Below are 26,652 nucleotides of genomic sequence, written 5' to 3'. Positions count from 1 at the left end.
CGAATAATAAGTAAAAAAAGAAGTGCAGTCAAAAAGTTAAACGTTTTCGGTTATAATTCTACGAAAATTTTTCTGGAACAATAAAAAAGCAAAATGAATGCAAAAATTTTAGTTATAAAAGTGGGACAAGTTCAAACCCTAACCTTTTCAGATGGAAGTGTATACGAAAGCGCAATTCGTAAGAAAACAGTACCATCGGTAAAAATTCATTCTCTTGGTGCAGAAGGAAACGATGTGGGTTTGAAAAAACATCATGGTGGTCTAGATAAATCTCTCTTTTTTATGTCGGCAGATTCTTTTAATAAATTAAATGCTTTATTAAATAAAAATTTTTCTTACATGGAAACCGCCACTTACGGAGAAAATTTTGTCGTGTCAGTCTTGAATGAAGACAATGTCTGCATTGGCGATCGTTATCAAATCGGCTCAACTATTTTAGAAGTGTCTCAGCCACGTAAACCTTGTGAGCGTTTATCAAAAAATACGGAAAACGAAGAGACTCGCGATATTGTTTATCAAACTGGGCTCAGTGGATGGTATGTTCGCGTCATTGAAACGGGAGAAATTAGACAAGGTGATGAACTAAAATTGCTCTCGCGCCCTTATCCGCAAGTAACAATTCGCCATTTAAATCGCTTGTTATCCGCACCCGAGAATGAAGCTGAACTAGAGGCGGCATTAGATATTGAAGTATTAGCTGAAGCCTTTAAACGCTCAATTCGATCGCAAGTATCGAAATTCAAACAACAGGGATAAATATGTCAGAAATTTCAACCGCACTTTCAGAAGACTGTCCATGTCAATCTGGCCATCATTACGCAGATTGTTGTGGAAAATTTCATTTGAGACAATCGTTTCCCGAAACGGCAGAACAACTCATGCGTTCACGTTATACGGCTTATGTTTTAAAAAATATACCTTATATTGTTGCAACAACTGTGCCAAACCAACAAAGTTTATTAGAGACTCATCTATTGCAAGAATGGGCTGACAACACGACATGGCTAGGATTAGAAATCCTAAAAACAGAAAACCTCACAAAAACTCAAAGTGCGGTGGAATTTAAAGCTATTTTTCAAGGTGAAGAGGGAGAACTAACCCATCAAGAGCGGTCAATTTTTGTAAAAATTGAAAACCGTTGGTATTTTGTGGATCCGACCGTATCCTTGCCTACAATGAAACAACCTTGTGTATGTGATTCTGGTAAAAAATTTAAACATTGCTGTGGGGAATTTTTATGATTTCATTGAAACAATTTAGCCAGCTCTTTTGGAAACGTTTTTCAGAAAATAAACTCAACCAAGCTGCTGGCGCACTAACTTACAGCACGATGCTTGCTATCGTACCAATGGTGATGGTGATTTTTTCTATATTCTCTGCCTTTCCTGTATTCAATGAAGTCACTGAAGAATTGAAAGAAATGATTTTCACCAATTTTGCGCCATCGACGAGTGATATGGTAGGCGAATATATCGATCAATTCGTATCAAACTCCAAAAAAATGAGTGCGGTGGGGATTGTGAGTTTAATTGCCGTTGCCTTGATGCTAATTAATAACATTGACCGAACCCTCAACAGCATTTGGCATGATACAAGTATCCGCCCTATTTTTACTTCTTTCGCGATTTACTGGATGATTCTGACTTTTTGGCCTCTCATTATAGGTACAAGTATAGGGATTAGTTCTTATATAAAAGTGATGTTTGAACAATCAGAAACACTTTCACTCGGTGTGAAATTGCTCAGTTTACTCCCGTTCTTTTTCACATGGTTTATTTTCATATTAATTTATACCATCGTACCAAATAAGAAAGTGGATATAAGATATTCTGCTTGTGGTGCGCTTATTGCCGCTATTTTCTTTACACTTGGTAAACAAGCCTTTACTTGGTACATCACCACATTCCCTTCTTATCAACTAATCTATGGCGCAATGGCAACATTACCGATCATGCTATTGTGGATTCAGATTAGCTGGCTAGTTGTGTTGGTCGGGGCACAATTATCTGAAGTATTAGGTGAGTTAAAAGAATAAAAATGGAAAGACCGATTTATCAACATCGGTCTTTTTTATTTAGCTATTTTGCAATCTTTAAGGTTTGATAGAGATAATGACGATAGTCATTCACAAATGTAGGATTAGAAGAATCTTCCAATTTTCCGTTACTTAGTTTACACATTGCCATATTCGCTTTCATAAATTCATCTTCTGCTGATAATCCAGCTACATTCATCAAGACACCTCCGGCAAAAGCGAGATCTAAAAAAACTTGTTCTTGCTTAAATTGACTCGCACAATTACTTCTTACAACAAATTGAGTCACATAATCGGGCTGTGCATAATCTCCTTTCTTCGGAGGGATAACATTATCAAATGCCACCTGGTGATCACCGAAATAACCTAGAACAAAAGGCTTTTTACGTTCATGTAAATAGTTATTAATTCCTTCAATCGCATCATTCAATGCGACAATACGTTGAGTATAGTCATTCAATGCAGAAATATTTTTAGCCCCTAAATTAGGCATTTGAAGATTAAATTTATTTTCCATGCCCAATTCATATGGACCATGTTCACGCATAGTCAATACATAAACAAACATCGGCTGATCCACATTTTCTAATGCAGGATGCTGCTTTTCCAAAATCATTCGGGTGTACTTCATCATTTCTTCACTACTAATATCCCAAAGATTTTTACTGATAGGCGCAGGATAACCAAGATCTTGTGGCTGCAACATTAAATCAAAACCAAAATGATCATAAGCGGATTTCGCATTGTAGTTACCTTTTGTAAAAGGCGACAAAGCAACACAAAAATATCCTTGAGCTTTTAGATTTTTCACTAAGCCTGATTGCAAGTGCGGTACAACAGAATAAAAAACACCACTTGCTAACGCGCCAAAATCTGTCGAAGGCACACCGGCTAAAAAAGCAAATTCTGATTTCCACGTTGCGCCAGCAAAAGTATGTACACGCAACGGCGAAGCAAATACCGTATCATTTTGGGATTCAAACATGGAAAGTGGTGGAATAGATTGCTGACTAAAAGCAAATTGATGAGGGTTCAGCGTAGATTCCATTAATGTTACAACAATATCGGGTTTTGTTTCAGATAGGTTGTTTGTATCAGATGAAAGTGCGGTCATTTTTTCAATAAAATTTTGGCTATTGCCATCAAAATTTGGCACCTTGAAAAAAATACCGCGGCAAGACATTGGTAAATTTAAAAACACATCGCGACCATCATCGGGCAAAGAATCTAGCCAAACTTGCACCGCACTTGGCTTTTTAGAATAATGCCACATCAAGCTAAAGCTAACGATAAACAATAACGCCCCAATGCTGTAACCTAATAGTCCTAAAGACTCGACATCATTAAAACCAAAAATCGCATAACCTAATAACGCAAGTAGCCCAATAACGCCAAACAACGCACCTTTATAATGAATTAAGGTTTCCCAATTTCGCCAATCTACCACAAGAAAGAAATCTGAAATTAACAAAGGCTGTTTGTAATAATGAATTTTTAAACGGTGAAATAACATCAGTACCACAAAAAGCACTGATGAAAAATTTAAAGCACGTTGCCATTGGCCGGAAACCATAAGCATGCCACCAAATAAAAAAGTAAAAAGCGTAATAGCAAAGAAATAAGTCCAACGATAATGGGAGTTTACGATAAAAATCACTGCCGCAATCGTGAATAAAGCTAAGAAAGTATAAGCGATCATGAATTTTCCCTATGATGCATAACAGACTAAAATGAGACATGACAATGTCTACGCACTTTATCACGTAAACGTAATGGATTGAACGGGAAAAGAAAATTATTTGGATAATTTGAAAATAAAGTGGTGGGCGATACCGGTCTCGAACCAGTGACCCCCTCCTTGTAAGGGAGGTGCTCTCCCAACTGAGCTAATCGCCCGATAATATTAAGGTAAAACCCTAAATTTTCGGTTTATTTAAACACTTTTAAGTGGTGGGCGATACCGGTCTCGAACCAGTGACCCCCTCCTTGTAAGGGAGGTGCTCTCCCAACTGAGCTAATCGCCCACTAGAAAGCGTCTAAATATAAAGGGAAAGTTTGAGCGGAAAGGACACTTTAGAAAAGTGGTGGGCGATACTGGTCTCGAACCAGTGACCCCCTCCTTGTAAGGGAGGTGCTCTCCCAACTGAGCTAATCGCCCGCTAGGTCAAACTTAGTAACATTAAGAACACTTTTTAGAGAAGTGGTGGGCGATACCGGTCTCGAACCAGTGACCCCCTCCTTGTAAGGGAGGTGCTCTCCCAACTGAGCTAATCGCCCTTAATGTTGTGGGTTGGCATTATAGGGAGAATGCATTTTCAGTCAATACCTTTTTATTAAATTTTGTTTAATTGTCGTAAAAATAAGCATAAAATCCGCTTTTTTATTTAGAAGTCAAACAAGTCGTAGTAGAATAACGACTAATATTTTATTGAAGATAGGTTATAAAAATGAAACTAGATGCTCCTTTTAATTTAGATCCAAATGTAAAAGTGCGTACTCGTTTTGCGCCTAGTCCTACAGGTTATTTACATGTAGGTGGCGCACGTACCGCACTTTATTCTTGGTTATACGCAAAACATAATAACGGCGAATTTGTATTACGAATTGAAGACACGGATTTAGAGCGTTCAACACCAGAAGCAACTGCTGCCATTATTGAAGGAATGGAATGGTTAAATCTTCCTTGGGAACATGGCCCTTATTACCAGACTAAACGCTTTGATCGTTATAACCAAGTGATCGATGAAATGATTGAACAAGGCTTAGCATATCGTTGTTATTGTACTAAAGATCGCTTAGAAGAACTTCGTCATACTCAAGAACAAAATAAAGAAAAACCACGTTATGACCGTCACTGCTTACACGATCACAACCATTCACCTGATGAACCTCATGTCGTACGTTTTAAGAATCCAACTGAAGGCTTAGTCGTATTTGATGATGCCGTGCGTGGCCGTATTGAAATCAGTAACAGTGAGCTTGATGATCTTATTATTCGTCGTACAGACGGTTCACCAACTTATAACTTCTGCGTAGTTGTGGATGACTGGGACATGGGCATCACTCATGTGGTACGTGGCGAAGATCATATCAACAACACGCCACGTCAAATCAATATTTTAAAAGCGATTGGTGCTCCAATTCCAACCTATGCGCACGTTTCCATGATTAATGGAGATGATGGCCAAAAACTCTCTAAACGACATGGCGCAGTGAGCGTAATGCAATATCGTGATGATGGTTACCTACCGGAAGCTTTAATCAACTATCTTGTGCGTTTAGGCTGGGGACATGGTGACCAGGAAATTTTCAGTCGCGAAGAAATGATCAACTATTTCGAATTAGATCACGTCAGCAAATCAGCTAGTGCATTCAACACTGAAAAATTACAGTGGTTAAATCAACATTATATCCGTGAATTACCACCAGAATACGTGGCTAAACACCTTGAATGGCATTACAAGGATCAAGGTATTGATACAAGCAATGGTCCAGCATTAACTGAAATAGTCACCATGCTTGCGGAACGTTGCAAAACCTTAAAAGAGATGGCTAGTTCAAGCCGCTACTTCTTTGAAGAATTTGAAACCTTTGATGAAGCAGCAGCAAAAAAACATTTCAAAGGCAACGCTGCCGAAGCACTAGCAAAAGTGAAAGAAAAATTAACCGCACTTTCTAGCTGGGATTTACATTCTACTCACGAAGCAATTGAGCAAACGGTTGCTGAACTAGAAGTGGGCATGGGTAAAGTTGGCATGCCATTACGTGTCGCGGTGACAGGTTCTGGTCAATCGCCATCAATGGATGTTACCCTAGTCGGTATCGGCAGAGATCGCGTACTTGCGCGCATTCAGCGTGCTATTGATTTTATTAATGCACAAAACGCTTAATATTTAATCGGATAACAAACGTATAATAAAATCGTATTGACAGCCACATAGTCAAATTTTATCATGTCGCTGTCTTTTATGGGGATATAGCTCAGTTGGGAGAGCGCTTGAATGGCATTCAAGAGGTCGTCGGTTCGATCCCGATTATCTCCACCAAATTAATAAAGCAAGGTAAAGCACCTTGCTTTTTTTGTGCTCAAAAATCAGTATTTTAGAGCATTTTAGCGTTCAATTTAACGCATAGTAACGCATAATGACCGCAGATTTTGGTAACACACGAGGGAACAAGATGGTAAACTAATTCAAAATCTTGTTACCAAATGGCAATTTTTCATGGCGATTATTACTAAACCTTTAACAAACACCGAAGTAGAAAGAGCCAAGCCCCAAAACAAGGAATATAACCTAATGGACGGGCAGGGGCTTTTTTTACGTGTAAAACCCACTGGCGCGAAAGCGTGGCTTTTTAACTATTACCACCCTACAACCAAAAAGCGCACAAATATAACCATAGGAAACTATCCCGAAATATCCATAGCACAGGCGCGACAATGGCGGGAAGAATACCGCGCTTTAATTGCACAGGGGATAGACCCGAAAACCCACAAAGAGAAAGTTCAGCGTGAACAGGAACTAGCCGAAGCTAACACCTTTTTAGCGGTGGCGGAAAAATGGCGGGATAAAAAGCGGGGCGAAATTGCCGAAAAGACGCTAGCCAAATATTGGGGATCCTTAAATTTGCATATATTCCCTTTTATTGGGCGTTATCCAGTGGCGGAAATAGTGCCTACTCTTGCGCTGGCACCATTGCAACGGGTAGAGCAGCGTAATAACGTTGATATGGCTAACCGTTTAGCAGGCTACATCAACGAGATTTTAAACTTTGCCGTGAATGGTGGGCTTATTCCTTTCAACCCTTGCGCCAAGATGGGGCAGGCTCTCAAGAAACACAAGAAACAAAATAACCCGCATATCGAGATTGAAGAATTACCGCAATTTATGCAGGATTTAGCCAACGCGAACATAGAAACACAAACACGCTGGCTAGTGCAATTTCAGCTTTTAACTATGACCCGAGCAGGGGAAGCGAGCGGGGCGCGGTGGGATGAGATAGATTTTAAAAAGAAAATCTGGGTTATTCCCGCAGAGCGCATGAAAGCACGTGAAGCGCATTCTATCCCGCTTTCAATTCAAGCCGTGATTTTACTTAAGCGGTTACACGCCATTAATGGACGTTTTGAATATGTATTCTTGAAACGGGGCGATAATCACGCGCCAATGAATCCGTCTAGCATAAATATGGCTATTAAACGTTTTGGATACCATGGCAGACAAACCGCGCACGGATTCCGCGGGCTGGCGCGAACGTGGTTAGGAGAAAACGGCATCCCGCGCGAGATTGGGGAAATGTGATTATCGCCTTGGAATTTTAAATTTCAAGGCTTTTTTGTTGCATTATAAAACCAATAAAAATACATCTAATCTCAAAACCTTGTTACCTTACATAGTTTTTTTTGATTGATTTGATAGATTTCAATCGTTAAAACCTTTTTGTATGATGTTTATGAAATTTATTTCAACCCTACTTATTTCATACATACAAGGAGTTAATAATGAGTTCTCAATGCCCTTTTTCACATTTATCGTCTACTAACTTAACTATGGGAAATGGCGCCCCTGTGGCGGACAATCAAAACAGTTTAACTGCAGGTCCGCGTGGTCCATTACTTTCACAAGATTTATGGCTTAACGAAAAATTAGCTGATTTCGTACGAGAAGTTATTCCAGAGCGTCGTATGCACGCAAAAGGTTCTGGTGCATTTGGTACCTTTACTGTCACACACGATATTACTAAATATACTCGCGCAAAAATTTTCAGTGAAGTGGGTAAAAAAACAGAAATGTTTGCACGCTTTACCACTGTTGCCGGTGAACGTGGTGCAGCTGATGCTGAACGTGATATTCGCGGTTTTGCATTAAAATTCTATACTGAAGAAGGTAACTGGGACTTAGTGGGTAACAATACCCCAGTGTTCTTCTTACGTGATCCACGTAAATTCCCAGACTTAAACAAAGCTGTAAAACGTGATCCTCGCACTAATATGCGTTCAGCAACAAACAACTGGGATTTCTGGACATTATTACCAGAAGCATTACACCAAGTAACCGTTGTAATGAGTGATCGTGGTATTCCTGCAAGCTATCGCCATATGCATGGTTATGGTTCACATACTTACAGTTTCTGGAATGAAGCTGGCGAGCGTTTCTGGGTAAAATTCCATTTTCATACTCAACAAGGTATTAAAAACTTAACTGATGCAGAAGCAGCTGCAGTCATCGCAAATGATCGTGAAAGCCATCAACGCGATTTATATGAAGCAATCGAGCGTGGTGATTTCCCTAAATGGACATTATATGTACAAATTATGCCTGAAGCTGATGCGGAAAAAGTACCTTATCATCCATTCGACTTAACCAAAGTATGGCCGAAAAAAGATTATCCGTTAATTGAAGTGGGTGAATTTGAACTTAACCGTAACCCAGAAAATTTCTTTGCTGATGTAGAACAATCTGCATTTGCACCAAGTAATTTAGTTCCAGGTATCGGCGCAAGCCCAGATAAAATGTTACAAGCTCGTTTATTCAACTACGCGGATGCACAACGTTACCGTTTAGGTGTGAATTACCGTCAAATTCCAGTAAACCGTCCACGTTGCCCTGTTCATAGCAACCAACGTGATGGCCAAGGTCGTGTAGATGGCAACTACGGTAGCTTACCGCACTACGAGCCAAACAGCTTTAGCCAATGGCAACAACAACCAGACTTTGCTGAACCACCACTTCGTATCAACGGAGATGCAGCACACTGGGATTTTCGTAATGATGATAATGATTACTTCAGCCAACCGCGTGCATTATTTAACTTAATGAATCCAGAGAAAAAACAAGCATTGTTCAACAATACTGCGGCTGCAATGGGCGATGCACCTGAGTTCATCAAATACCGTCATATCCGTAACTGTCACTGGTGTGATCCTGTATATGGTGAAGGCGTTGCAAAAGCATTGGGCTTAACCGTTGAAGATGCATTAAAAGCACGTGAAACTGACCCAGCATTAGGTCAAGGCGGATTGTTATAATCTCTAGGCTGTAGCCAAACAAAAACGGTAGGAATTTTCCTACCGTTTTACTTTTCAACATTCACTAACAAATAGTGGTGCCTTCCTCGGTGCCTGTCACTACTTGACGTAATGCACCAGGTTTACCCATATTGAATACTCGGATCGGCATGCCATGATCGCGAGCTAAAGTAAACGCCGCTAAGTCCATCACTTGTAATTCTTTATCGATCACTTCTGCATAACTTAAATTTTTATAAAGTTTTGCATCAGGATTTTTTGCAGGATCACAATCATATACACCATCAACTTTAGTCGCTTTCAATACAACATCAGCTTCAATTTCAATACCACGCAAACAAGCGGCAGAATCTGTGGTAAAGAATGGACTTCCTGTTCCCGCAGAGAAAATGACTACGCGTTTTTCGCGTAACATTTTGATTGCTTCAGACCAGTTATAAGTATCGCAAATACCATTTAATTGGAAAGCGGACATTAATTTAGCATTCACATCAGCACGGAATAAAGAATCACGCATTGCCAAACCATTCATCACAGTAGCAAGCATTCCCATATGGTCGCCCACCACGCGATTCATTCCCGCTTTTGCTAGTTTTGCGCCACGGAATAAATTGCCACCACCAAGAACAACACCGACTTCCACGCCCATTTCAACTAATTCTTTAATTTCAACAGCCATACGATCGAGAATCGCAGGATCGATACCAAAACCATCTTCTCCTTGTAATGCTTCACCGCTTAATTTCAATAAAATACGTTTATAAATTGGTTGGCTCATTGTTTTTTCCCTCTGGCTTAAAAAATTGGTTTATTCTATAAAATAACCGCTCAAGAGTGAAGAAGTTAAATATGGAAATTCTGAGTGAAAGGTGGATAATAGCGACATTTTCTTTTCAGGGAAGACAATTATGAACACGAAAAAAACAAGCCAAATTTTGCCCGTACTTTTTGCGGTGATTTGTGCCGCATTAGCGGGTCATTTTATTTTAATCGGTTCTGGAATGTTTACAGAACCAAGTGTGGCTCTCATTCTACTTACGACAACAACTATTCTCTTATTAAGCAGCAGTAAAAAATCCTTCTATTTTATTTTGCTACCGCTTGCGTTACTGCATGCTTTTTATACGCCTACAGGGCTAAATTTTGGTCCTCCAAGCTACCAATATATTGCCTCGCTTTTCGCGACAGATATGTTGGAAACGAAGGAATTTCTATTGCAAATCCCTGTGAGTAGTTACTTAATTGCTTTTGCCATTCCTATTTTGATTTTTCTTCAGTACAAAAGTGCGGTGAAATTTGGCATAAAATTTTATCGTAATAAAACATTTATTGCCTTAGCAACACTGCTCTTTGCTTACAACATGCCACTTGCTGAACCGATTAAAGAAACGGTAAGTTCCACATTAAAAATTGTAGATGAAGTGCAAAAACTAAAACAAATGTCCCAATCTGATAACTGGGGAAAATCAACATTAGAAAATTCACGCTATGATGATTATGTGATTGTTCTTGGTGAAAGTGCACGTAAAGATTATCACCATGCCTATGGGTATCCGATTGAAAATACACCATTTATGTCTAGCGCTAAAGGCACGTTGATTGATGGTTTTCGTTCAGCGGGAACAAATACTGTAGCCTCACTTCGCCTTATGTTAACTCTTCCTAACAAAGAAAAATGGGAACCCAATTACAGCTTGAGTTTAGTGGATCTCATCAAATCTGCAGGCGTGAAAACTTATTGGCTTTCTAATCAAGGTATGCTCGGTGAATTCGATACGCCAGTTTCATCCCTTGCCTCAAAATCTGATGAAACCTTTTTCTTAAAAAAAGGCGGGAGCTTTAATTCTACTAACTTTAGCGATTTTGATTTATTACCAAAATTCGCCCAAGTACTAGAAGATCCTGTTCAAGGAAAACGTTTTATAGTGTTGCATATTTATGGTTCACACCCAATGGCTTGCGACCGTGTCGAAGATTATCCAAAAATCTTTGATGATAAAGATCTTAATCCGAGATATGGTTACTTAAATTGCTATGTGTCGTCTATTAAGAAAACTGATGAATTTTTAAAACGTGTATATGATCAGCTTGAAGAAAACGCGAAGAAAAATCACCACACTTTCTCAATGATTTATTTCTCAGATCACGGTTTATGCCACCAACAAGATGAAAAAAACAATATACTTTTGTTCAATCAAAACTGTTTCAGTCGAGAACACCATAATATTCCGCTATTCAAAATTTCGTCGGATGACACCGAACGTAAAGAATATAAGGTGTTTAAATCGGGTTTAAACTTCTTAGAAGGAATCGCAAATTGGATAGGAATTAAAAATTCTCAATTAACGCAAACAGAAGATTTATTTTCTAACGAATCGGATAAAAATGACTTTGGATTGCAAAAACGAATTGATGAAAAATATCGTAAAGATGACGATCCAGCCATTGATATTCGTCCTAAACACTAGGCTATATTGAGTGCGTTTTATTTTTAGCCGTAAATATCGTATAATCCGAGTGATTTTATTTGTTTATTTTTTGTAAGGTGTCAACGTGTCAGAACAACAACCAAGAGTGATCGAATCAAAAGAAATTATGACTTTATTACCACATCGCTATCCATTTTTATTAGTGGATCGCGTATTGGATTTTAAAGAAGGCGAATGGTTAAAAGCGATTAAAAATATTAGCGTCAATGAGCCTTGTTTCACAGGTCACTTCCCTGGCGAACCTATTTTACCGGGCGTTTTAATTTTAGAAGCTTTGGCACAGGCAATGGGCATTTTAGCCTTTAAAACTCACGAATTAAAAGGCGGTGAATTATTCTATTTCGCAGGTATTGATGAAGCGCGCTTTAAACGTCCAGTGTTACCTGGAGATCAAATGGAATTAAACGTTCAAGTGATTAAAGAACGCCGTGGCATCACAGCATTTACTGGTGTAGCAACCGTAAACGGTGAAATTGCTTGTGAAGCAAAACTAATGTGCGCTCGTCGTTAATTAAGGGGGTAAATATGATCCACCCAAATGCAAAAATCCATCCTACAGCCTTAGTTGAAGAAGGCGCAGTTATTGGTGAAGGTGTTGTTATCGGGCCTTTCTGTATTGTTGAAGGCACTGTTGAAATTAAAGCTCGCACTGTATTGAAATCTCACGTTGTCGTACGTGGCGATACGGTTATTGGCGAAGATAATGAAATCTATCAATTCGCTAGCATTGGTGAAGTGAACCAAGATTTAAAATATAACGGCGAAGCAACTAAAACAATCATTGGTAATGGCAACCGAATTCGTGAACATGTGACAATTCATCGTGGTACTATCCAAGGTGGTGGTGTAACCTCTATTGGTAATAACAATTTATTAATGGTGAATGTTCACGTTGCGCACGATTGCCAAATTAAAAACAACTGTATTTTAGCAAACAATGCAACGCTTGCAGGTCACGTAGAGTTAGATGATTTCGTGATTGTTGGTGGTATGTCAGCAATTCACCAATTTGTGATCGTTGGTGCTCATGTCATGTTAGGCGGTGGCTCTATGGTAAGCCAAGATGTACCTCCTTACGTTATGGCACAAGGCAACCACGCCCGTCCATTTGGCGTAAACTTAGAAGGTTTAAAACGTCGTGGTTTTGATAAACCAACTATGCACGCAATCCGTAACGTTTATAAAATGATCTATCGTAGCGGCAAAACGCTCGAAGAAGTGTTACCAGAAATTGAGCAAATTGCGGAAACCGATTCAGCGATCAGTTTCTTTGTTGAATTTTTCAAACGTTCAACTCGCGGTATTATTCGTTAATAAAGTATCTCTGTATTCAACCGCACTTTGCACGCCAAAGTGCGGTTATTTTTTAGGGTAAATTTGATGAACAAAACAAATCCAACCATTGCTCTTGTTGCAGGAGAAGTATCTGGTGATATTCTCGGTGCTGGTTTAATTCGCCAGCTCAAAGCTCATTATCCTAATGCTCGCTTTATTGGCATTGCTGGTCTAAGAATGTTGTCTGAAGGCTGTGAGACGCTTGTCGATATGGAAGAGCTTTCAGTCATGGGCTTGGCTGAAATTTTGAAACATCTTCCTCGTTTGTTGAAAATTCGCAAAAATGTCATTCAAACAATGCTGCAAGAAAAACCTGATGTTTACATCGGCATTGATGCACCTGATTTTAATTTAGATGTAGAACTCAAGCTCAAAGCAAACGGAATTAAAACTATTCATTACGTGAGCCCCTCTGTATGGGCTTGGCGTCAAAATCGCATTCACAAAATTGCCAAAGCGACTCATCAAGTTCTTGCCTTTTTGCCTTTTGAGAAAGCCTTTTACGATAAATTTAACGTTCCTTGCCGTTTTATTGGACACACAATGGCAGATGCTATTCCGCTCAAACCAAATCGTGCCGAAGCATGCCAAATGCTACAGATTGATCCCACACAACGCTATTTAGCAATCTTAGTTGGAAGTCGTGGTTCAGAAGTGGAATTTCTAGCTGAACCTTTCTTAAAAACCGCTTTATTATTAAAAGAACAATTTCCTGATTTACAATTCCTAGTTCCTTTGGTAAACGAAAAACGACGAATTCAATTTGAAACAATTAAAGCTAAAATTGCGCCAAATCTAGACCTGCATTTAATTGATGGCAATGCACGACAAGCAATGATCGTAGCTGATGCAACACTTCTTGCTTCAGGAACAGCAGCACTTGAAGCAATGCTTTGTAAATCACCCATGGTGGTTGGCTATCGAATGAAACCACTGACCTATTTCTTAGCAAAACGTTTAGTAAAAACAGATTATATTTCTTTACCAAACTTGCTTGCGAATGAAATGCTCGTTCCTGAAATGATTCAAGAAGAATGCACGCCAGAATTGCTCGCTGAAAAACTATCTGTTTATCTTTCTGATGATGAAAGTGCGGTAAAAAATCGCTATGTTTTGGTTCAGCACTTCACGGATTTACACCAAAAAATTCAATGTAATGCCGATAAACAAGCGGCTCAAGCAGTCATTGATTTATTAGAGGGAACAGAAAATGTTTGAATATCCACAAGGCTATGAATTGATCGCTGGCGTTGATGAAGTTGGGCGAGGCCCTCTAGTTGGGCCTGTTGTAACGGCTGCCGTTATCTTAGATCCTAATAACCCAATTGAAGGCCTCGCTGATTCTAAAAAACTTTCTGAGAAAAAACGTTTAGCCCTTGCTGAAGAAATCAAAGAAAAAGCCCTTGCTTGGGCATTAGGTCGAGCTGAAGCTAATGAAATTGACAAGATAAATATCCTACAAGCCTCCTTGCTGGCAATGACTCGAGCAGTAAAATCTTTAAAAATTCAACCGCACTTTGTGTTAGTTGATGGCAATAAGATCCCAAAAGATTTAGATATCCCAGCGCAAGCCGTCGTAAAAGGCGATAGCCTTGTGGCGGAAATCAGTGCAGCTTCTATTTTGGCAAAAGTGGCACGAGACCAAGAAATGGAAGAATTAGACAAGCAATATCCAGAATACGCTTTTGCCCAGCACAAAGGCTATCCGACCAAATTACATTTGGAAAAATTAGCTGAACTTGGCGCGTTACCGCAACATCGTCGTAGCTTTGCTCCAGTGAAAAAAGTGCTAGAAAATCGTTAGAATTTTAATCGCAAAATACTTTTATTTTGTTAAGCCGTCAAATATCGATAAAACAAAGGGAGTATTAAAAATACTCCCTTTCCTTTAATCAACTTAACTCTATGGAATAACGGTTAATTAACCTTTCTGTACGTTATATGCTTCCAATGCACGTAAAGAATAAGTATAAGCCGCGCCTGCATTTAATGCGATAGACATTGCTAATGCTGCAGCCACTTCAGCTTCGCTTGCGCCAGCTTTCACAGCTTCTTCTGCGTGTACGCTAATGCAGCTTTCGCAACGAGTTGTTACAGCAACTGCTAATGCGATAAGTTCACGAGTTTTAGCGTCAAGTACATTACCTTCTGCCGCTGCTGCGCCTAATGCTTGGTAAGCTTGTAACATTTTTGGATATTGTTTACCTAACGCACCAAATGATTTTTTAACGTGTGATGTTTCTTCTTTCCAATCTGCAAACATAATGTTCTCCTAAATATATTGAATTAATAACGAACTGGTGTGATAAATTATAGGCAGATTGGATTATGATACTTGCTTATTTATCTCAATTTTTATCGCTAACATCTCATTATGGATTATTTAGATAAACTCACCCATTTAGCACAAGTGCGTGGGGAAATTAATATTCGCTGTGAATTTCAAGGTGAATGGCAAGTTGCCCACCAAGAAAAAGATGCAGGAAAAGGCGTATTCCATCTTATTGAACAAGGCGAATGCTGGCTTACACTCGGACAAAAGCAATTTCATTTAAAGGAAGGTGATATCTTTTTCCTTCCCCAAAATCAACCGCACTTTATGCGTCATTCGTCTGATAAAACAAAGGACGCATCATTCAAAAAAAGCTGGCAAGGTGCATTTGAATTGTATCAAGTAGGGCAAGGCACGCCTGATTTAAAAATGTTCTGCGGGGCGTTTTATTATCAACAAGATGCTCTCCTCACAGCTTCTATGCCTGAATATTTGCATCTCAATTTATGCGATACACCGATTCATCCTTTGGTTCAACTTTTTCTACAAGAAGCACAAAAAAACGATGCAGGTACGAAATCAGTCGTCGATGCACTTTCGAATGTGCTTTTAATTTATATTTTACGCCATGCGATTCAAGAGAACTTAATTACAGGCGGTGTGCTACTTGCGTTGCAAGACAAGCGATTAAATACGGTGCTAGGTGCGATATTACAACGTCCTCAAGAAGATTGGCGAATTGAACAATTAGCCGATCTTTCTGCAATGTCTCGCGCAAACTTTATTCGTGTTTTTCAACAACAACTTGGTATGTCGCCAGGGCGTTTTATTACTCAAGTGCGGTTACAATCGGCAGCGTTTTTATTAAAGCAATCCCAACAATCCGTGCTTGCTATTGCTTTAGAGGTGGGATATCAATCGGAGGCGCATTTTAGTAAAGCCTTTAAGAATTACTACCAACTTTCGCCAAGCCAATACAGAAAATCTGCCAGCCTATAAATTGGAGAATTTTTGCGCTATAATCGGCAAGTTTTTTGAAAGGCAACGTCTGTTGCCTTTTCTTTTTAAGGAAAAGATATGTTTAACAAAATTTTTTCGTGGTTTGAAAACCGTTTAAATCCTTATCCAGAAGGTAATCCAACAACACCTAAAAAAGGCTTATTGCGCTTTATTTGGTCTAGCATTGAAGGAATGAAAGGCTGGATTCTCTTACTGACATTGCTAACGGTTGGTACGGGTGTAATGGAAGCCATATTATTCCAATTTATGGGAACGCTTGTAGATTGGTTAGGGACATTTACGCCTGAGACGTTATGGCAAGAAAAAGGCCATTTATTAATTGGCATGGCTGCACTATTACTTGTTAGCATCGTGTGGGGATTTTTAGCCTCTACCGTACGTTTACAAACCTTACAAGGCGTATTTCCAATGCGATTACGTTGGAATTTTCATCGTTTAATGCTTGGACAAAGTTTGAGTTTTTATCAAGATGAATTTGCCGGCAGAGTGTCTGCCAAAGTAATGCAAACCGCACTTGCTGTTCGTGATACGGTACTCACACTTGCGGATATGTTTGTATATGTCATCGTATATTTTATTACATCGGGCTTGGTTCTCGCGGCATTAGACTCTTGGTTCTTACTACCATTTATTGCTTGGATTACGATTTTTATTTTTATCCTACGAACCCTTATTCCTAAATTATCAAAGACGGCCCAACGACAAGCTGATGCACGCTCGTTAATAACAGGACGCATTACAGATGCTTATTCGAATATCGCTACAGTAAAATTATTCTCTCATGGTTCGCGAGAGGCCGCTTATGCCAAGCGTTCTATGGAAGATTTTATGGTCACAGTGCACGCCCAAATGCGCTTAGCCACATCACTGGACACACTCACCTATGCAGCTAATATTTTACTTACACTAAGCACAGCCGTACTCGGCATTATTTTATGGAAAAATGGGCAAGTTGGCGTGGGTGCAATAGCAACGGCAACGGCAATGGCATTACGAATAAATGGACTATCTCGTTGGATTATGTGGGAATCTGCCCGTTTGTTTGAGAATATCGGAACCGTAAACGATGGAATGAATACTTTAACCAAACCTCATACTATTGTGGATAAACCACAAGCATCGCCGTTACAAGTGACACAAGGGGAAATTAAGTTTAACGATATTACCTTTGCTTATGATCCGACAAAACCATTGCTCAATCATTTCAATCTCACCATAAAACCAGGTGAAAAAGTCGGACTAATCGGCCGTTCTGGTGCAGGAAAATCTACAATTGTGAACTTGTTGCTTCGTTTCTATGAAGCACAACAAGGTGCGATTACCATTGACGGGCAAGATGTACTAGATGTGCAACAAGAAAGCCTACGCCGCCAAATCGGTTTAGTGACTCAAGACACTTCACTGCTGCATCGCTCTGTTCGTGACAATATTATTTATGGACGCCCTAATGCCACAGATGAAGAGATGATTTTAGCAGCTGAACGGGCGGAAGCCGCTGATTTCATTCCATTCCTCACTGATGCTCAAGGCAAAAAAGGCTATGATGTCCATGTGGGTGAACGAGGTGTTAAACTTTCAGGTGGTCAGCGTCAGCGCATTGCTATTGCTCGTGTCATATTAAAAGATGCACCAATTCTATTGTTAGATGAAGCCACAAGCGCATTGGATTCGGAAGTGGAAGTGGCGATACAAGAAAGTCTCGATAAGATTATGGAAAATAAAACAGTGATTGCCATTGCTCATCGTTTATCCACCATCGCAGCGATGGATCGCCTGATTGTGCTTGATAAAGGACAAATTGTTGAACAAGGTACCCATGCTGAATTACTGGCGCGTAATGGTCTGTACGCTAAACTTTGGAATCATCAAAGTGGCGGATTTTTAAGTGAACATGCTGAATAATATTACTTTTCCGCTATGAGATAAAATCCATATAAAAAGGCACGCGTATAAAAAATATGCGTGCCTTTTATCATCATACTTTTAACTAGATTTATAACTTACTTTTTAATACTTTCAATGCTCGTGCACGATGAGAAATTTTTTTCTTCTCAGCTGTTTCTAATTCAGCAAATGTGCAACCTTGTTCTGGGCTAAAGAATAAACTGTCATAACCAAAACCATTTTCGCCTTTTTCTTCAAAACCAATCACACCGTGACACTCACCTTCGGCAATAATTGGCGATGGATCCGTTGGATGCTGTAAAAACACGATACAGCTCACAAATTTGGCTTGGCGTTTATCTTGTGCAACATGAGCAAGCTCTGCCAATAATTTCTCACGGTTTTTAGCATCATTGCCCTCTTCACCAGCATAACGTGCAGAATACAGGCCTGGCGCACCATTAAGTGCGGAAACCACCAAGCCTGAATCATCCGCAATAGCAGGTAAACCCGATTTTTCTGATGCATAGCGCGCTTTTAATAACGCATTCTCAACGAAAGTTAAGCCTGTTTCTTCTGGGCTTTCAATACCTAAATCTGTTTGCGCAATCACTTCAAAACCAAAATCAGATAGGACATCCGCCATTTCTTTTACTTTACCTTTATTGCCTGTAGCAAGTACGATTTTTTGTTTCATAATCAGTCCTTTTATTGATGATAAGCTGCTGTTAAATCAGCCCAGTTTTGCTCGGTAAATTGAATATTCATTCGTCCAACTTCTTTTTCAAAGGAACGTTTTAAACGGTTCAGATTTTGTGCTTTCCAAAAATCTCCAGATTTTTCACCGCACTTATCAAAATCGAGTAACCAACATTGTTGCCCTTGTTCAGTTTGTTGAAGCAAAATATTGTGTGCATTCAAGTCCGAATGGCAAATCTGTAAATCATGTAGTTTTCGAATCAAACGACCAATTTGCATCCAAGTTTCTTTTGGCAATGTTTGTGTTTGTAAAAGTGCGGTTAAATCCTGCGCATTTTCGATTTTTTCCATCAAAATATCCGCTTGATAGCAAATACCTAACTTGCCTTTTTGAATACGTGCGGCAATCGGTTTAGGCACAGGTAAACCTGCTTCATACAAACGTTGCAACAAATGAAATTCAGCAAAGCTACGGGTAGTTTCAAGAGCAGAAAAACGATAACGATCTTTGTTCAGTTTACCCCAAAGTCCACCGCGATAATAATGACGCAACGCACAATTTACACCAAACCAATCTTCAGTTTGCAAGAAATAAGTGATGCCTCGACCTTTTGCACTTCCTATCACTCGTTCTTGTTTTTGCCAAAATTCCGCTTGGAAAAACTCGGTTGCTTGCTCAAAAGTGAGATCAAAATTAAAGATAAAATATTGGTTATCTTGTTGGAATTGGTGCATGGGAATGTTGTTATGAATAGAAAATGGGCTCATTCTACTTTAAAATAGGCGCAAGTTAAATGAGAAAGGAATGTCAATGCCACTTTTTACTAAAGCTCCAAAATCCCTTTGTATTCTCCGATTGTCAGCTGTAGGCGATGTCTGCCATGCCTTAGCTGTAGTTCAGCACATTCAAGCATATTATTCCCAAACAGAAATTACTTGGATTGTAGGAAAAACCGAAATGAGTTTGCTTTCAGGCATTCCTAATATCACATTCATTCCTTACGACAAAAAAGCGGGATGGAAAGGTGTTTTATTACTCTGGAAAAAACTAAAAAATAAACAGTTTGATGCACTATTAAATATGCAAACAGCATTTCGTGCATCAATCCTTTCTTTAGGAATTAAAGCAAAATTCAAAATTGGATTTGGAAAAAAACGTTCTCGCGAAGGGCAGTGGCTATTTGTAAATCGTCGTATCACAGATCCCTCATCGCTTCATGTATTAGATGGATTTATGGCTTTCGCTGAATATATTGGCGTACCGAAATCAGAACCGAAATGGGAATTAGCTATCTCAGAAAATGATTATAAATTTGCAGATCAATTTATTGATTTCTCTCGTAAAAATTTATTAATTTCCCCTTGTTCTAGCAAAGCAGAAAAAGATTGGCTAATCGAACGTTATGCAGAGGTTGCCAATATTGCCCATCAGCATAATATCAATGTCATCTTCTGCAGCTCGCCAGCCAAACGTGAATTAGAAATAGTCGAAAAAATTACCGCACTTTGCCACTTCACACCAACCAATATTGCAGGGAAAACAAACCTAAAACAGCTTACTGCTTTAATTTCTAAGGTAGATCTGGTACTTTCGCCAGATTCTGGTCCTGCCCATATTGCGACAACACAAGGAACACCAGTTATTGGCTTGTATGCTTATCACAATCCTTTGCGTACTGCACCTTATAATAATTTAGATAACGTGGTATCAGTATATGAAGAAAATGTCCAAAAAGAATTTGGCAAACCGTCTTCTGAACTACCTTGGGCAACGAAACTAAAAGGGAAAAATTTGATGGCACAGATTCAAGTCGAACCCGTCATTGAACAAATGAAAAAATTAGGATTATTCTAAAGAAAAAAGCTCAGCTAATACTGAGCTTTTATTTATCTTGCAATCAAGTTACTAATTGCTTGGTAAATTCTCTCGGCTGAATCGCCAGACAATGCCTTGCCTTTTTCATCAGAAATGACAACGGAGCTTTGTCTGCCATGATCAGAAATTTGCATTTGGTAAGTACCGTTTTCAAGTTCTGGGAGTTCAGTTCCCATGCGCAACCAATCTTCTTTTTTTAATGCTGAATATTTTAATTCACGATAACCTTTACCAGCAGTTTCAGATTTGATCGCAAAACCCACTTTAGGTAAAGCTCCACCTAATTTTTCCCATGCTTGACCAAAATTAACATTCATTGCTAATGCAGTTTGGTCATTCAAATCCTGAATAATTTGCGAAGCAACCGCTCCCACAGAAGCACTAGATAAATCTTGTTGCTGTTTGTTGTAAGCAGAAGTTAATGCAGACACAATGCGGTTTAAGCGTTCAGACGTATAACGTTGCTTATCAGATACACTTGGAGTGAAAATCACACCATCACGACGCATTTGTAAAACAGATACTGCTAGTGCACTCGCATCTTGAGCCATAACTTGTTCTACTTGATATTTAATCTCAGTGCCCGATTTATCACCAATTCTTCCTGTTGGCGCCCAGTTCGTCGTTAAAATCGCACCATTCGTCATTGATGAAATACCGTCTTCTTTTAATAAGCGTTCAACTTGTTGGAGGTTATACACACTTGCTTGCTGTTCTGGATACACGATCAATGCTCGTTCACCATCGAATTGTGTTAATGAATTTTCAATAATCGCTAATGGTGTTGATGGAGGACGAATATCAATATTTTCTCCCTTTTTCACAGCAATATTAGGCAACGCATAAGTATCGTCTGCTTTTGGTAGCATTACGCCCCCGCTCGCCAATGGTGAGAATCCAGGGATAGAAGCCTCTGATTTTTGGAAAGAATCATTAGCAGTCTTTAATGTTTCAGGATCAGACGAACAGCCAGCCAATACGATAACGGCTGCTAAACTCAACATTATTTTTTTCATATTTGAACCTTAACTAAATTGAAAACTTTATGAATTTTGACCGCACTTCGACAGCCTATAATGCAAAAAGTTTAGGGGTAATGACTTACCCCTGATTTTTATAATAATCCTGCGATTTTCAGTGCTTCTTCTACTTTTGGTTGAACCTCTTCGCTTAACACCGTCAATGGCAAGCGTAAATGTGCTGACTTAATTAAACCTAAACGATAAGCCGCCCATTTCACAGGAATTGGATTCGATTCAATAAAGAGATCATGGTGTAAACGCATTAAGCGAGCATTAATTTCTTCTGCTTTAGCAAAATCTCCCGCAAGCGCATAGCGACACATATCAGCCATATCTTTTGGTGCTAAGTTATTCGTTACAGAAATCACGCCTTCTGCGCCGAGTTTCATCGCATCCAAACTCGTTGCATCATCACCACTTAAAACGATGAAGTCCTTGCCTGCTAGTTCTTTAATTTTGGTGACACGACTGATATCTCCCGTTGCTTCTTTAATACCAACAATGTTGTTGATTTTCGCTAAACGAGCAACAGTTTCTGGCTTCATATCGCTACTGGTACGACCTGGTACATTATAAAGAATTTGCGGTAAATCTGTACATTCAGCAATGGATTTAAAATGCTGGAAGATTCCTTCTTGGGTTGGTTTATTATAGTAAGGTACAACGGATAGACAACCCGCAACGCCACTATCATATAATAATTTTGTCATTGTAATTGCTTCGCTCGTCGCATTTGCACCTGCACCAGCAATCACAGGAATACGACCTTTGGCAAATTCAACCGTCTTCTCAATAACCTTTACATTTTCTTCAATACTTAATGTTGCTGATTCACCCGTTGTTCCCACAGAAACAAGCGCATTAGAGCCTGCCTCAATGTGATATTCCACCAATTTTTCTAAACAAGCGAAATCTACTTCGCCGTAATTATTCATAGGTGTAACAAGTGCAACAATACTGCCTGAAAATAAAGGATTTTGTGCTGACATAGAACCTCCGTTGGTTTTTTTAATTTTATTATTTGGTATAGCTCGTTATAGTCGCTAAAATGACTTGAATTTGCAAATATTTTTTCATCAAAGGAGCTTTTTATGAATCCATTATCCGTTGGTAGCCAAGCACCCATTTTTACGTTATTAAATCAGCAAGAACAACCCGTTTCTTTAAATGATTTTCACGGTAAAAAAGTATTAGTCTATTTTTACCCGAAAGCACTCACGCCAGGCTGCACAACGCAAGCATGTGGATTGCGTGATAGTAAATCAGAATTAGATAAATTAGGTTTAGTTGTACTTGGCATTAGCCCTGATACACCGAAAAAATTAGCTCAATTTATTGAGAAAAAATCACTTAATTTCACACTACTTTCCGATCCTGATCACAAAATTGCAGAAAAATTTGGCGTATGGGGTGAGAAAAAATTCATGGGTAAAACTTACGATGGTATTCACCGAATTAGTTTTTTAATTGATGAAAACGGAAAAATTATTCACGTATTTGATAAATTCAAAACAACAGAACATCATCAAGTTATCGTAGATTATCTTCGATCCCTATAACCCTTCAAAAATTACCGCACTTTTCTATATAAAGTGCGGTAAAAATTCATTATTTTTTCAGTTCGATATTTACGCGTTATTCCGCCTTTGCTAGAATTTATCCTTGATTGAAATTCATTCTCAATTATATTCTCAAGATATTTCTCAAATAATAAGGACAGAAAAAAATGATGCAGCTTTTTGATTTTTTACAACAGTACAGTGACTACTTTATCATCGGTTTATTATTACTGATGAGCATTATTATGCTAGCCATGGTAATTGAACGTTATCTTTTCTTAAGAAAGATAAACGTTGCACATTATTCCACCATTCACGCATTAGATATCGATTTAAATCGCAATATGACCGTTATTTCTACTATTGGTGCAAACGCGCCATATGTTGGTTTGCTTGGTACAGTTATCGGGATTTTATTAACGTTCTATCAAATCGGTCATGGCAGTGGCGAAATTGACACTGGCGTCATTATGATGCACTTATCTTTAGCATTAAAAGCGACAGCATTAGGTATTCTTGTGGCTATTCCATCGATGGTGTTTTATAACGGTTTAGGTCGTAAAGTTGAAGTTAATCGTTTGAAATGGAAAGTGTTAAACGAACAAAAAGATAAGGAATAGTCTGTGAAAAAATTCGATGAAATCAACATTATCCCTTTCATTGATATTATGTTGGTGTTGCTTGCTGTAGTACTTATCACTGCCTCTTTTATCTCTCAAGGTAAAATTCAAGTTAACGTACCTAAAGCCAGTACAGCCATTGCATTTAAAGCTGATGAGCTTGCTAAATTATTGACTGTGACAGCGGATAAACAACTCTATTTCAATGATAGACCTATTACGCAAGAAGCCCTAGAAGCAGAAATTGCCCAATGGAATAAAGATCAGAAAGTCACATTAAAAATTGATGCTGAAGCCTCTTTCCAAGACTTTGTTACCATTACAGATATGCTCTCTAAAAATGAGATCAAAAATGTAGCTATTGTTTCTATGAAAGATAAGGGTAAAAGTGCGGGTAAAAATCCTCAAGAATCTGCACCCGCTGAATCTGTGCCAACTACGCCTTAAGGAATAATTATGCAGCAAACAAAACGTTCGCTATTAGGTTTGCTTATTTCTTTGATCGTGCACAGCATTGTTGTAGGGTTAATCTTATGGAGTTGGAATAAGCCAAGTGATAGCGCCAATAGCGCACCAGGTGACATATCCACAAGTATTTCCATGGAAATGGTGCAAGGCATGGTGATGGAAGAACCAGCTCCTGAGCCAGAGAATATACAAAAAGAGCCAGAACCAGAAAAACAAGAGGTTGTGGAAGATCCAACGGTGAAACCTGAACCACAAAAAATCAAAGAACCGGAAAAAGAAAAGCCAAAACCAAAAGAAAAACCTAAAGAAAAGCCAAAGGATAAACCGAAAAAAGACGTTAAACCACAGGAAAAACCAATCAATAAAGATCTACCAAAAGGTGATAAAAATATTGATTCAAGTGCAAACGTGAATGCTAAAGCGACCACAACTGGCGCCACCAATAGCAATGCACAAGTAGCAGGTAGTGGAACCGACACGAGCGAAATGGCAGCCTATCGCTCCGCAATTCGTCGTGAAATTGAACGTCATAAACGTTACCCTACTCGCGCAAAAATGATGCGTAAGCAAGGTAAAGTCAGCGTATCCTTCAATGTAGGCCCTGATGGCTCACTAAGTGGTGCTCGCGTTACTCAATCATCAGGTGATGAAAGCCTAGATAATGCAGCATTAGAAGCAGTTAACAGCGCAAGACCTGTCGGTGCAAGACCTTCAGGATTCCCTTCAGGGTTAAATGTGCCGATTAGTTTCACGCTTCAATAAAAAAAGTGCGGTTAATTCTCTTTGAGTTTAACCGCACTTTTATTTGGCTGGATTTAATTAAGCTGCTCGATTACCTAAGGTACCATCATCAATCGCTTCTTTCGGGGTACCTACCACTTCAGCAATTTTATCCCCATTCTTAAAAAATACAAATCCACCATTTTCCATTTTTGTCCAATTTTCATCTTTGGTTAATGGAAAGGTTGTAATGATATTCACTTTATCGCCTTCCTTTGCATAATCACTAAAATCAATGACACCATCATCATCAATTCTGTGAGCTTTACCAAAAGGCGCTTGTCGCATGACATAATGTAAATTCGTTGAGCAGTGAGCTATCATCCATTCGCCATTAGACAGAATAAAATTGAATGTGCCGTGTTGAGCAAGCTCTTTTGCTACTTTTTGAATAGCCTCAAAAATTTCCATTTCACTCGGTTTTTTACGAAAAGTATTTTTGAGATATTCCGCCATATAACAAAAAGCAGCTTCAGAATCTGTAGAACCTATTGGTTGCAAAAAATGTTCTGTCATGTCTGGTAAATTTTTCAGATTACCATTATGCGCAAAAACCCAGTTTTGCCCCCAAATTTCACGAATAAATGGGTGAGTATTTTCAATATTCACTTCGCCCTGAGTCGCCTTACGAATATGCGCAATGACATTCAAAGACTTAATTTTATATTGCTTCACACAATCAGCGATGGGTGAAAGGCTAGCAGCTTGATTGTCGCGAAAAATACGCACTCCACGCCCTTCAAAAAAAGCGATTCCAAAGCCATCTGAATGACAATCAGTTAAACCAGCACGACGACGAAAACCTTCAAAAGAAAAGACAATATCCGTCGGCGTATTACAATTCATTCCGAGTAATTGACACATAATTTAAATAAGATATAACCTCACAATATGTGAGTGATTTAACACCATTACGAAAGGAATATCAAGAGAGATTCTATGGATTTTTCATGTCCATGTAGGTATTAGATCTCTCCAAAATAATTCTTTTAGTTAACACAGTATTTTCTAGAAATCATTACCGATTATTTCTAATGAGAGTTATTCAAAGAAATAGGATTTGAAAATTAAAGTAATAAATATTGATAAAAAGAAATGGGGCTGACGTAGATTAGCGCTAAATACCGAACTATTTTTACAATGTTTTAAGCTGTTCTTTTGGAGATCCAAAGTTAAACCGAAATTTACATTCCTTCAAGAATAAAGGAAGTTTTTTCGGTCAATTTCATTATATTTTCGGAGTATTTTCTTTGCTTGACTCCAGAAATTTTCTATTCCATTTATGTAGTTTTGTTTCACCGCAAATAGTTCGGAATGATAGATTCGTTCGTGGTGAAATTTGCTCACATCAAAAACTTCATCGGCTTTAAGGGATAAATGATAGCTAATGACTTTAGGTATTTTTTGGAAAAACAAAATTGCTGAATTGGCTTGGATACTTAGTAAATCAGCCGTTGCTCAGGCTGTAACTTCTAATACAAAAAATTCAAGTAGCTTATTTTGTATAAATTTCTTTAATTTACAATGAGTTATCTTCATCTTATAGACTAGCGCACTTGCTAA

General features: G+C 38.8%; 26 protein-coding genes, 5 tRNA genes and 1 pseudogene. 19 read left to right on the top strand and 13 right to left on the bottom strand.

Annotation, left to right across the window (positions count from 1 at the left end):
- The first annotated feature begins 93 nt into the window (after nucleotides 1–93).
- From AC6H0A_RS06290 to AC6H0A_RS06280, 3 genes are read left to right on the top strand one after another with little or no spacing between them, the layout of a single operon-like run.
- Nucleotides 94–756 (top strand): MOSC domain-containing protein, encoded by a 663-nt coding sequence (locus AC6H0A_RS06290; protein WP_005642765.1) that lies wholly within the window; start codon nucleotides 94–96, stop codon nucleotides 754–756.
- Between the two features lie 2 nt (nucleotides 757–758).
- Nucleotides 759–1,241: a YchJ family protein gene (locus tag AC6H0A_RS06285; RefSeq protein ID WP_005642759.1), complete on the top strand. Its 483-nt coding sequence runs from the start codon at nucleotides 759–761 to the stop codon at nucleotides 1,239–1,241.
- Nucleotides 1,238–2,035 carry a virulence factor BrkB family protein gene (locus tag AC6H0A_RS06280; RefSeq protein WP_005642758.1) on the top strand — a complete coding sequence of 266 codons (798 nt, stop codon included), beginning with the start codon at nucleotides 1,238–1,240 and terminating at the stop codon, nucleotides 2,033–2,035. Before AC6H0A_RS06285 ends, AC6H0A_RS06280 begins: the two co-directional genes overlap by 4 nt.
- Nucleotides 2,036–2,078: 43 nt before the next feature.
- Here the strand turns inward: AC6H0A_RS06280 and lpt6 are convergent, their stop codons facing one another.
- From lpt6 to AC6H0A_RS06255, 5 genes are all read right to left on the bottom strand, one after another.
- Entirely contained in the window at nucleotides 2,079–3,734 is a 1,656-nt protein-coding gene (lpt6, locus tag AC6H0A_RS06275) for a phosphoethanolamine transferase Lpt6 (RefSeq protein WP_005642757.1), read from the bottom strand.
- Between the two features lie 121 nt (nucleotides 3,735–3,855).
- Nucleotides 3,856–3,931: transfer RNA gene (locus AC6H0A_RS06270), tRNA-Val, on the bottom strand.
- A 52-nt stretch (nucleotides 3,932–3,983) separates the two neighbouring features.
- Nucleotides 3,984–4,059: transfer RNA gene (locus AC6H0A_RS06265), tRNA-Val, on the bottom strand.
- Between the two features lie 58 nt (nucleotides 4,060–4,117).
- Nucleotides 4,118–4,193 (bottom strand) — tRNA-Val (locus AC6H0A_RS06260).
- A gap of 43 nt (nucleotides 4,194–4,236) precedes the next feature.
- Nucleotides 4,237–4,312: transfer RNA gene (locus AC6H0A_RS06255), tRNA-Val, on the bottom strand.
- 170 nt (nucleotides 4,313–4,482) lie between these two features.
- On the opposite strand from AC6H0A_RS06255, the gene gltX reads away from it, so the two are divergent.
- The 4 genes from gltX (at nucleotide 4,483) to AC6H0A_RS06235 (ending at nucleotide 9,065) form a co-directional block, all read left to right on the top strand.
- A complete protein-coding gene (gltX, locus tag AC6H0A_RS06250; protein ID WP_179230959.1) occupies nucleotides 4,483–5,925 on the top strand; it encodes a glutamate--tRNA ligase in 1,443 nt (480 codons plus the stop codon).
- Between the two features lie 80 nt (nucleotides 5,926–6,005).
- Nucleotides 6,006–6,081 (top strand) — tRNA-Ala (locus tag AC6H0A_RS06245).
- A gap of 177 nt (nucleotides 6,082–6,258) precedes the next feature.
- Nucleotides 6,259–7,338, top strand: a complete 1,080-nt coding sequence (locus AC6H0A_RS06240; RefSeq protein WP_497512582.1) for a tyrosine-type recombinase/integrase — start codon at nucleotides 6,259–6,261, stop codon at nucleotides 7,336–7,338.
- Between the two features lie 200 nt (nucleotides 7,339–7,538).
- Complete coding sequence (locus AC6H0A_RS06235; protein ID WP_005642751.1) at nucleotides 7,539–9,065, top strand: catalase; 1,527 nt, start codon at nucleotides 7,539–7,541, stop codon at nucleotides 9,063–9,065.
- A gap of 64 nt (nucleotides 9,066–9,129) precedes the next feature.
- On the opposite strand, the gene pyrH is transcribed toward AC6H0A_RS06235, so the two are convergent.
- Complete coding sequence (gene pyrH, locus AC6H0A_RS06230; RefSeq protein WP_005628053.1) at nucleotides 9,130–9,843, bottom strand: UMP kinase; 714 nt, start codon at nucleotides 9,841–9,843, stop codon at nucleotides 9,130–9,132.
- Between the two features lie 130 nt (nucleotides 9,844–9,973).
- Here pyrH and AC6H0A_RS06225 point away from each other — a divergent pair, with 130 nt between their 5' ends.
- From AC6H0A_RS06225 to rnhB, 5 genes are all read left to right on the top strand, one after another.
- A complete protein-coding gene (locus tag AC6H0A_RS06225) occupies nucleotides 9,974–11,533 on the top strand; it encodes a phosphoethanolamine transferase (RefSeq protein WP_044233179.1) in 1,560 nt (519 codons plus the stop codon).
- Between the two features lie 127 nt (nucleotides 11,534–11,660).
- Nucleotides 11,661–12,065 carry a 3-hydroxyacyl-ACP dehydratase FabZ gene (fabZ, locus tag AC6H0A_RS06220; protein ID WP_044233196.1) on the top strand — a complete coding sequence of 135 codons (405 nt, stop codon included), beginning with the start codon at nucleotides 11,661–11,663 and terminating at the stop codon, nucleotides 12,063–12,065.
- A 14-nt stretch (nucleotides 12,066–12,079) separates the two neighbouring features.
- Nucleotides 12,080–12,868, top strand: a complete 789-nt coding sequence (lpxA, locus tag AC6H0A_RS06215; RefSeq protein WP_005642748.1) for an acyl-ACP--UDP-N-acetylglucosamine O-acyltransferase — start codon at nucleotides 12,080–12,082, stop codon at nucleotides 12,866–12,868.
- A 66-nt stretch (nucleotides 12,869–12,934) separates the two neighbouring features.
- On the top strand, nucleotides 12,935–14,107 hold the full coding sequence (gene lpxB, locus AC6H0A_RS06210) for a lipid-A-disaccharide synthase (protein WP_005642747.1): 1,173 nt from the start codon (nucleotides 12,935–12,937) through the stop codon (nucleotides 14,105–14,107).
- A complete protein-coding gene (rnhB, locus tag AC6H0A_RS06205; RefSeq protein ID WP_005642746.1) occupies nucleotides 14,100–14,693 on the top strand; it encodes a ribonuclease HII in 594 nt (197 codons plus the stop codon). Before lpxB ends, rnhB begins: the two co-directional genes overlap by 8 nt.
- A 117-nt stretch (nucleotides 14,694–14,810) precedes the next feature.
- On the opposite strand, the gene AC6H0A_RS06200 is transcribed toward rnhB, so the two are convergent.
- Nucleotides 14,811–15,152 carry a carboxymuconolactone decarboxylase family protein gene (locus tag AC6H0A_RS06200; protein ID WP_005627672.1) on the bottom strand — a complete coding sequence of 114 codons (342 nt, stop codon included), beginning with the start codon at nucleotides 15,150–15,152 and terminating at the stop codon, nucleotides 14,811–14,813.
- Between the two features lie 111 nt (nucleotides 15,153–15,263).
- Between AC6H0A_RS06200 and AC6H0A_RS06195 the strand changes: the two genes are divergently transcribed.
- On the top strand, nucleotides 15,264–16,160 hold the full coding sequence (locus AC6H0A_RS06195) for a cupin domain-containing protein (RefSeq protein WP_005642745.1): 897 nt from the start codon (nucleotides 15,264–15,266) through the stop codon (nucleotides 16,158–16,160).
- Nucleotides 16,161–16,238: 78 nt separating this feature from the next.
- Nucleotides 16,239–18,083 carry an ABC transporter ATP-binding protein gene (locus AC6H0A_RS06190; RefSeq protein WP_005642743.1) on the top strand — a complete coding sequence of 615 codons (1,845 nt, stop codon included), beginning with the start codon at nucleotides 16,239–16,241 and terminating at the stop codon, nucleotides 18,081–18,083.
- Nucleotides 18,084–18,174: 91 nt separating this feature from the next.
- Here the strand turns inward: AC6H0A_RS06190 and rdgB are convergent, their stop codons facing one another.
- Entirely contained in the window at nucleotides 18,175–18,762 is a 588-nt protein-coding gene (rdgB, locus tag AC6H0A_RS06185) for an RdgB/HAM1 family non-canonical purine NTP pyrophosphatase (RefSeq protein WP_005642741.1), read from the bottom strand.
- 11 nt (nucleotides 18,763–18,773) lie between these two features.
- Complete coding sequence (locus tag AC6H0A_RS06180) at nucleotides 18,774–19,499, bottom strand: 3-deoxy-D-manno-octulosonic acid kinase (RefSeq protein ID WP_005642739.1); 726 nt, start codon at nucleotides 19,497–19,499, stop codon at nucleotides 18,774–18,776.
- Nucleotides 19,500–19,575: 76 nt separating this feature from the next.
- On the opposite strand from AC6H0A_RS06180, the gene AC6H0A_RS06175 reads away from it, so the two are divergent.
- On the top strand, nucleotides 19,576–20,619 hold the full coding sequence (locus tag AC6H0A_RS06175) for a glycosyltransferase family 9 protein (RefSeq protein ID WP_044233178.1): 1,044 nt from the start codon (nucleotides 19,576–19,578) through the stop codon (nucleotides 20,617–20,619).
- 32 nt (nucleotides 20,620–20,651) lie between these two features.
- On the opposite strand, the gene bamC is transcribed toward AC6H0A_RS06175, so the two are convergent.
- Together bamC and dapA are read right to left on the bottom strand one after the other, a co-directional pair.
- Nucleotides 20,652–21,656, bottom strand: coding sequence for an NlpB/DapX family lipoprotein (bamC, locus tag AC6H0A_RS06170; protein ID WP_005642734.1), 1,005 nt, complete (start codon nucleotides 21,654–21,656; stop codon nucleotides 20,652–20,654).
- Nucleotides 21,657–21,754: 98 nt separating this feature from the next.
- The gene (gene dapA / locus AC6H0A_RS06165) at nucleotides 21,755–22,651 is read right to left on the bottom strand and encodes a 4-hydroxy-tetrahydrodipicolinate synthase (protein WP_005642731.1); all 897 of its coding nucleotides are present in this window, start codon (nucleotides 22,649–22,651) and stop codon (nucleotides 21,755–21,757) included.
- A gap of 102 nt (nucleotides 22,652–22,753) precedes the next feature.
- On the opposite strand from dapA, the gene bcp reads away from it, so the two are divergent.
- The 4 genes from bcp (at nucleotide 22,754) to tolA (ending at nucleotide 25,071) form a co-directional block, all read left to right on the top strand.
- Complete coding sequence (gene bcp, locus AC6H0A_RS06160) at nucleotides 22,754–23,221, top strand: thioredoxin-dependent thiol peroxidase (protein WP_005642729.1); 468 nt, start codon at nucleotides 22,754–22,756, stop codon at nucleotides 23,219–23,221.
- Between the two features lie 167 nt (nucleotides 23,222–23,388).
- On the top strand, nucleotides 23,389–23,841 hold the full coding sequence (gene exbB / locus AC6H0A_RS06155; RefSeq protein ID WP_005642726.1) for a TonB-system energizer ExbB: 453 nt from the start codon (nucleotides 23,389–23,391) through the stop codon (nucleotides 23,839–23,841).
- Between the two features lie 3 nt (nucleotides 23,842–23,844).
- Nucleotides 23,845–24,288: a TonB system transport protein ExbD gene (exbD, locus tag AC6H0A_RS06150; RefSeq protein WP_005642724.1), complete on the top strand. Its 444-nt coding sequence runs from the start codon at nucleotides 23,845–23,847 to the stop codon at nucleotides 24,286–24,288.
- Nucleotides 24,289–24,297: 9 nt separating this feature from the next.
- Nucleotides 24,298–25,071, top strand: coding sequence for a cell envelope integrity protein TolA (gene tolA / locus AC6H0A_RS06145; RefSeq protein ID WP_005642722.1), 774 nt, complete (start codon nucleotides 24,298–24,300; stop codon nucleotides 25,069–25,071).
- A 57-nt stretch (nucleotides 25,072–25,128) separates the two neighbouring features.
- Here tolA and AC6H0A_RS06140 read toward each other — a convergent pair whose 3' ends face one another.
- Nucleotides 25,129–25,953, bottom strand: a complete 825-nt coding sequence (locus AC6H0A_RS06140; RefSeq protein WP_179230778.1) for a class II glutamine amidotransferase — start codon at nucleotides 25,951–25,953, stop codon at nucleotides 25,129–25,131.
- Nucleotides 25,954–26,224: 271 nt separating this feature from the next.
- A pseudogene (locus tag AC6H0A_RS06135) lies at nucleotides 26,225–26,628 on the bottom strand (hypothetical protein).
- Nucleotides 26,629–26,652: the final 24 nt, after the last annotated feature.

The organism is Haemophilus sp. THUN1692, assembly GCF_059704395.1.
The sequence above is the reverse complement of the archived record's forward strand: the minus strand, read 5'-3'. Positions and strand labels throughout refer to the sequence as shown.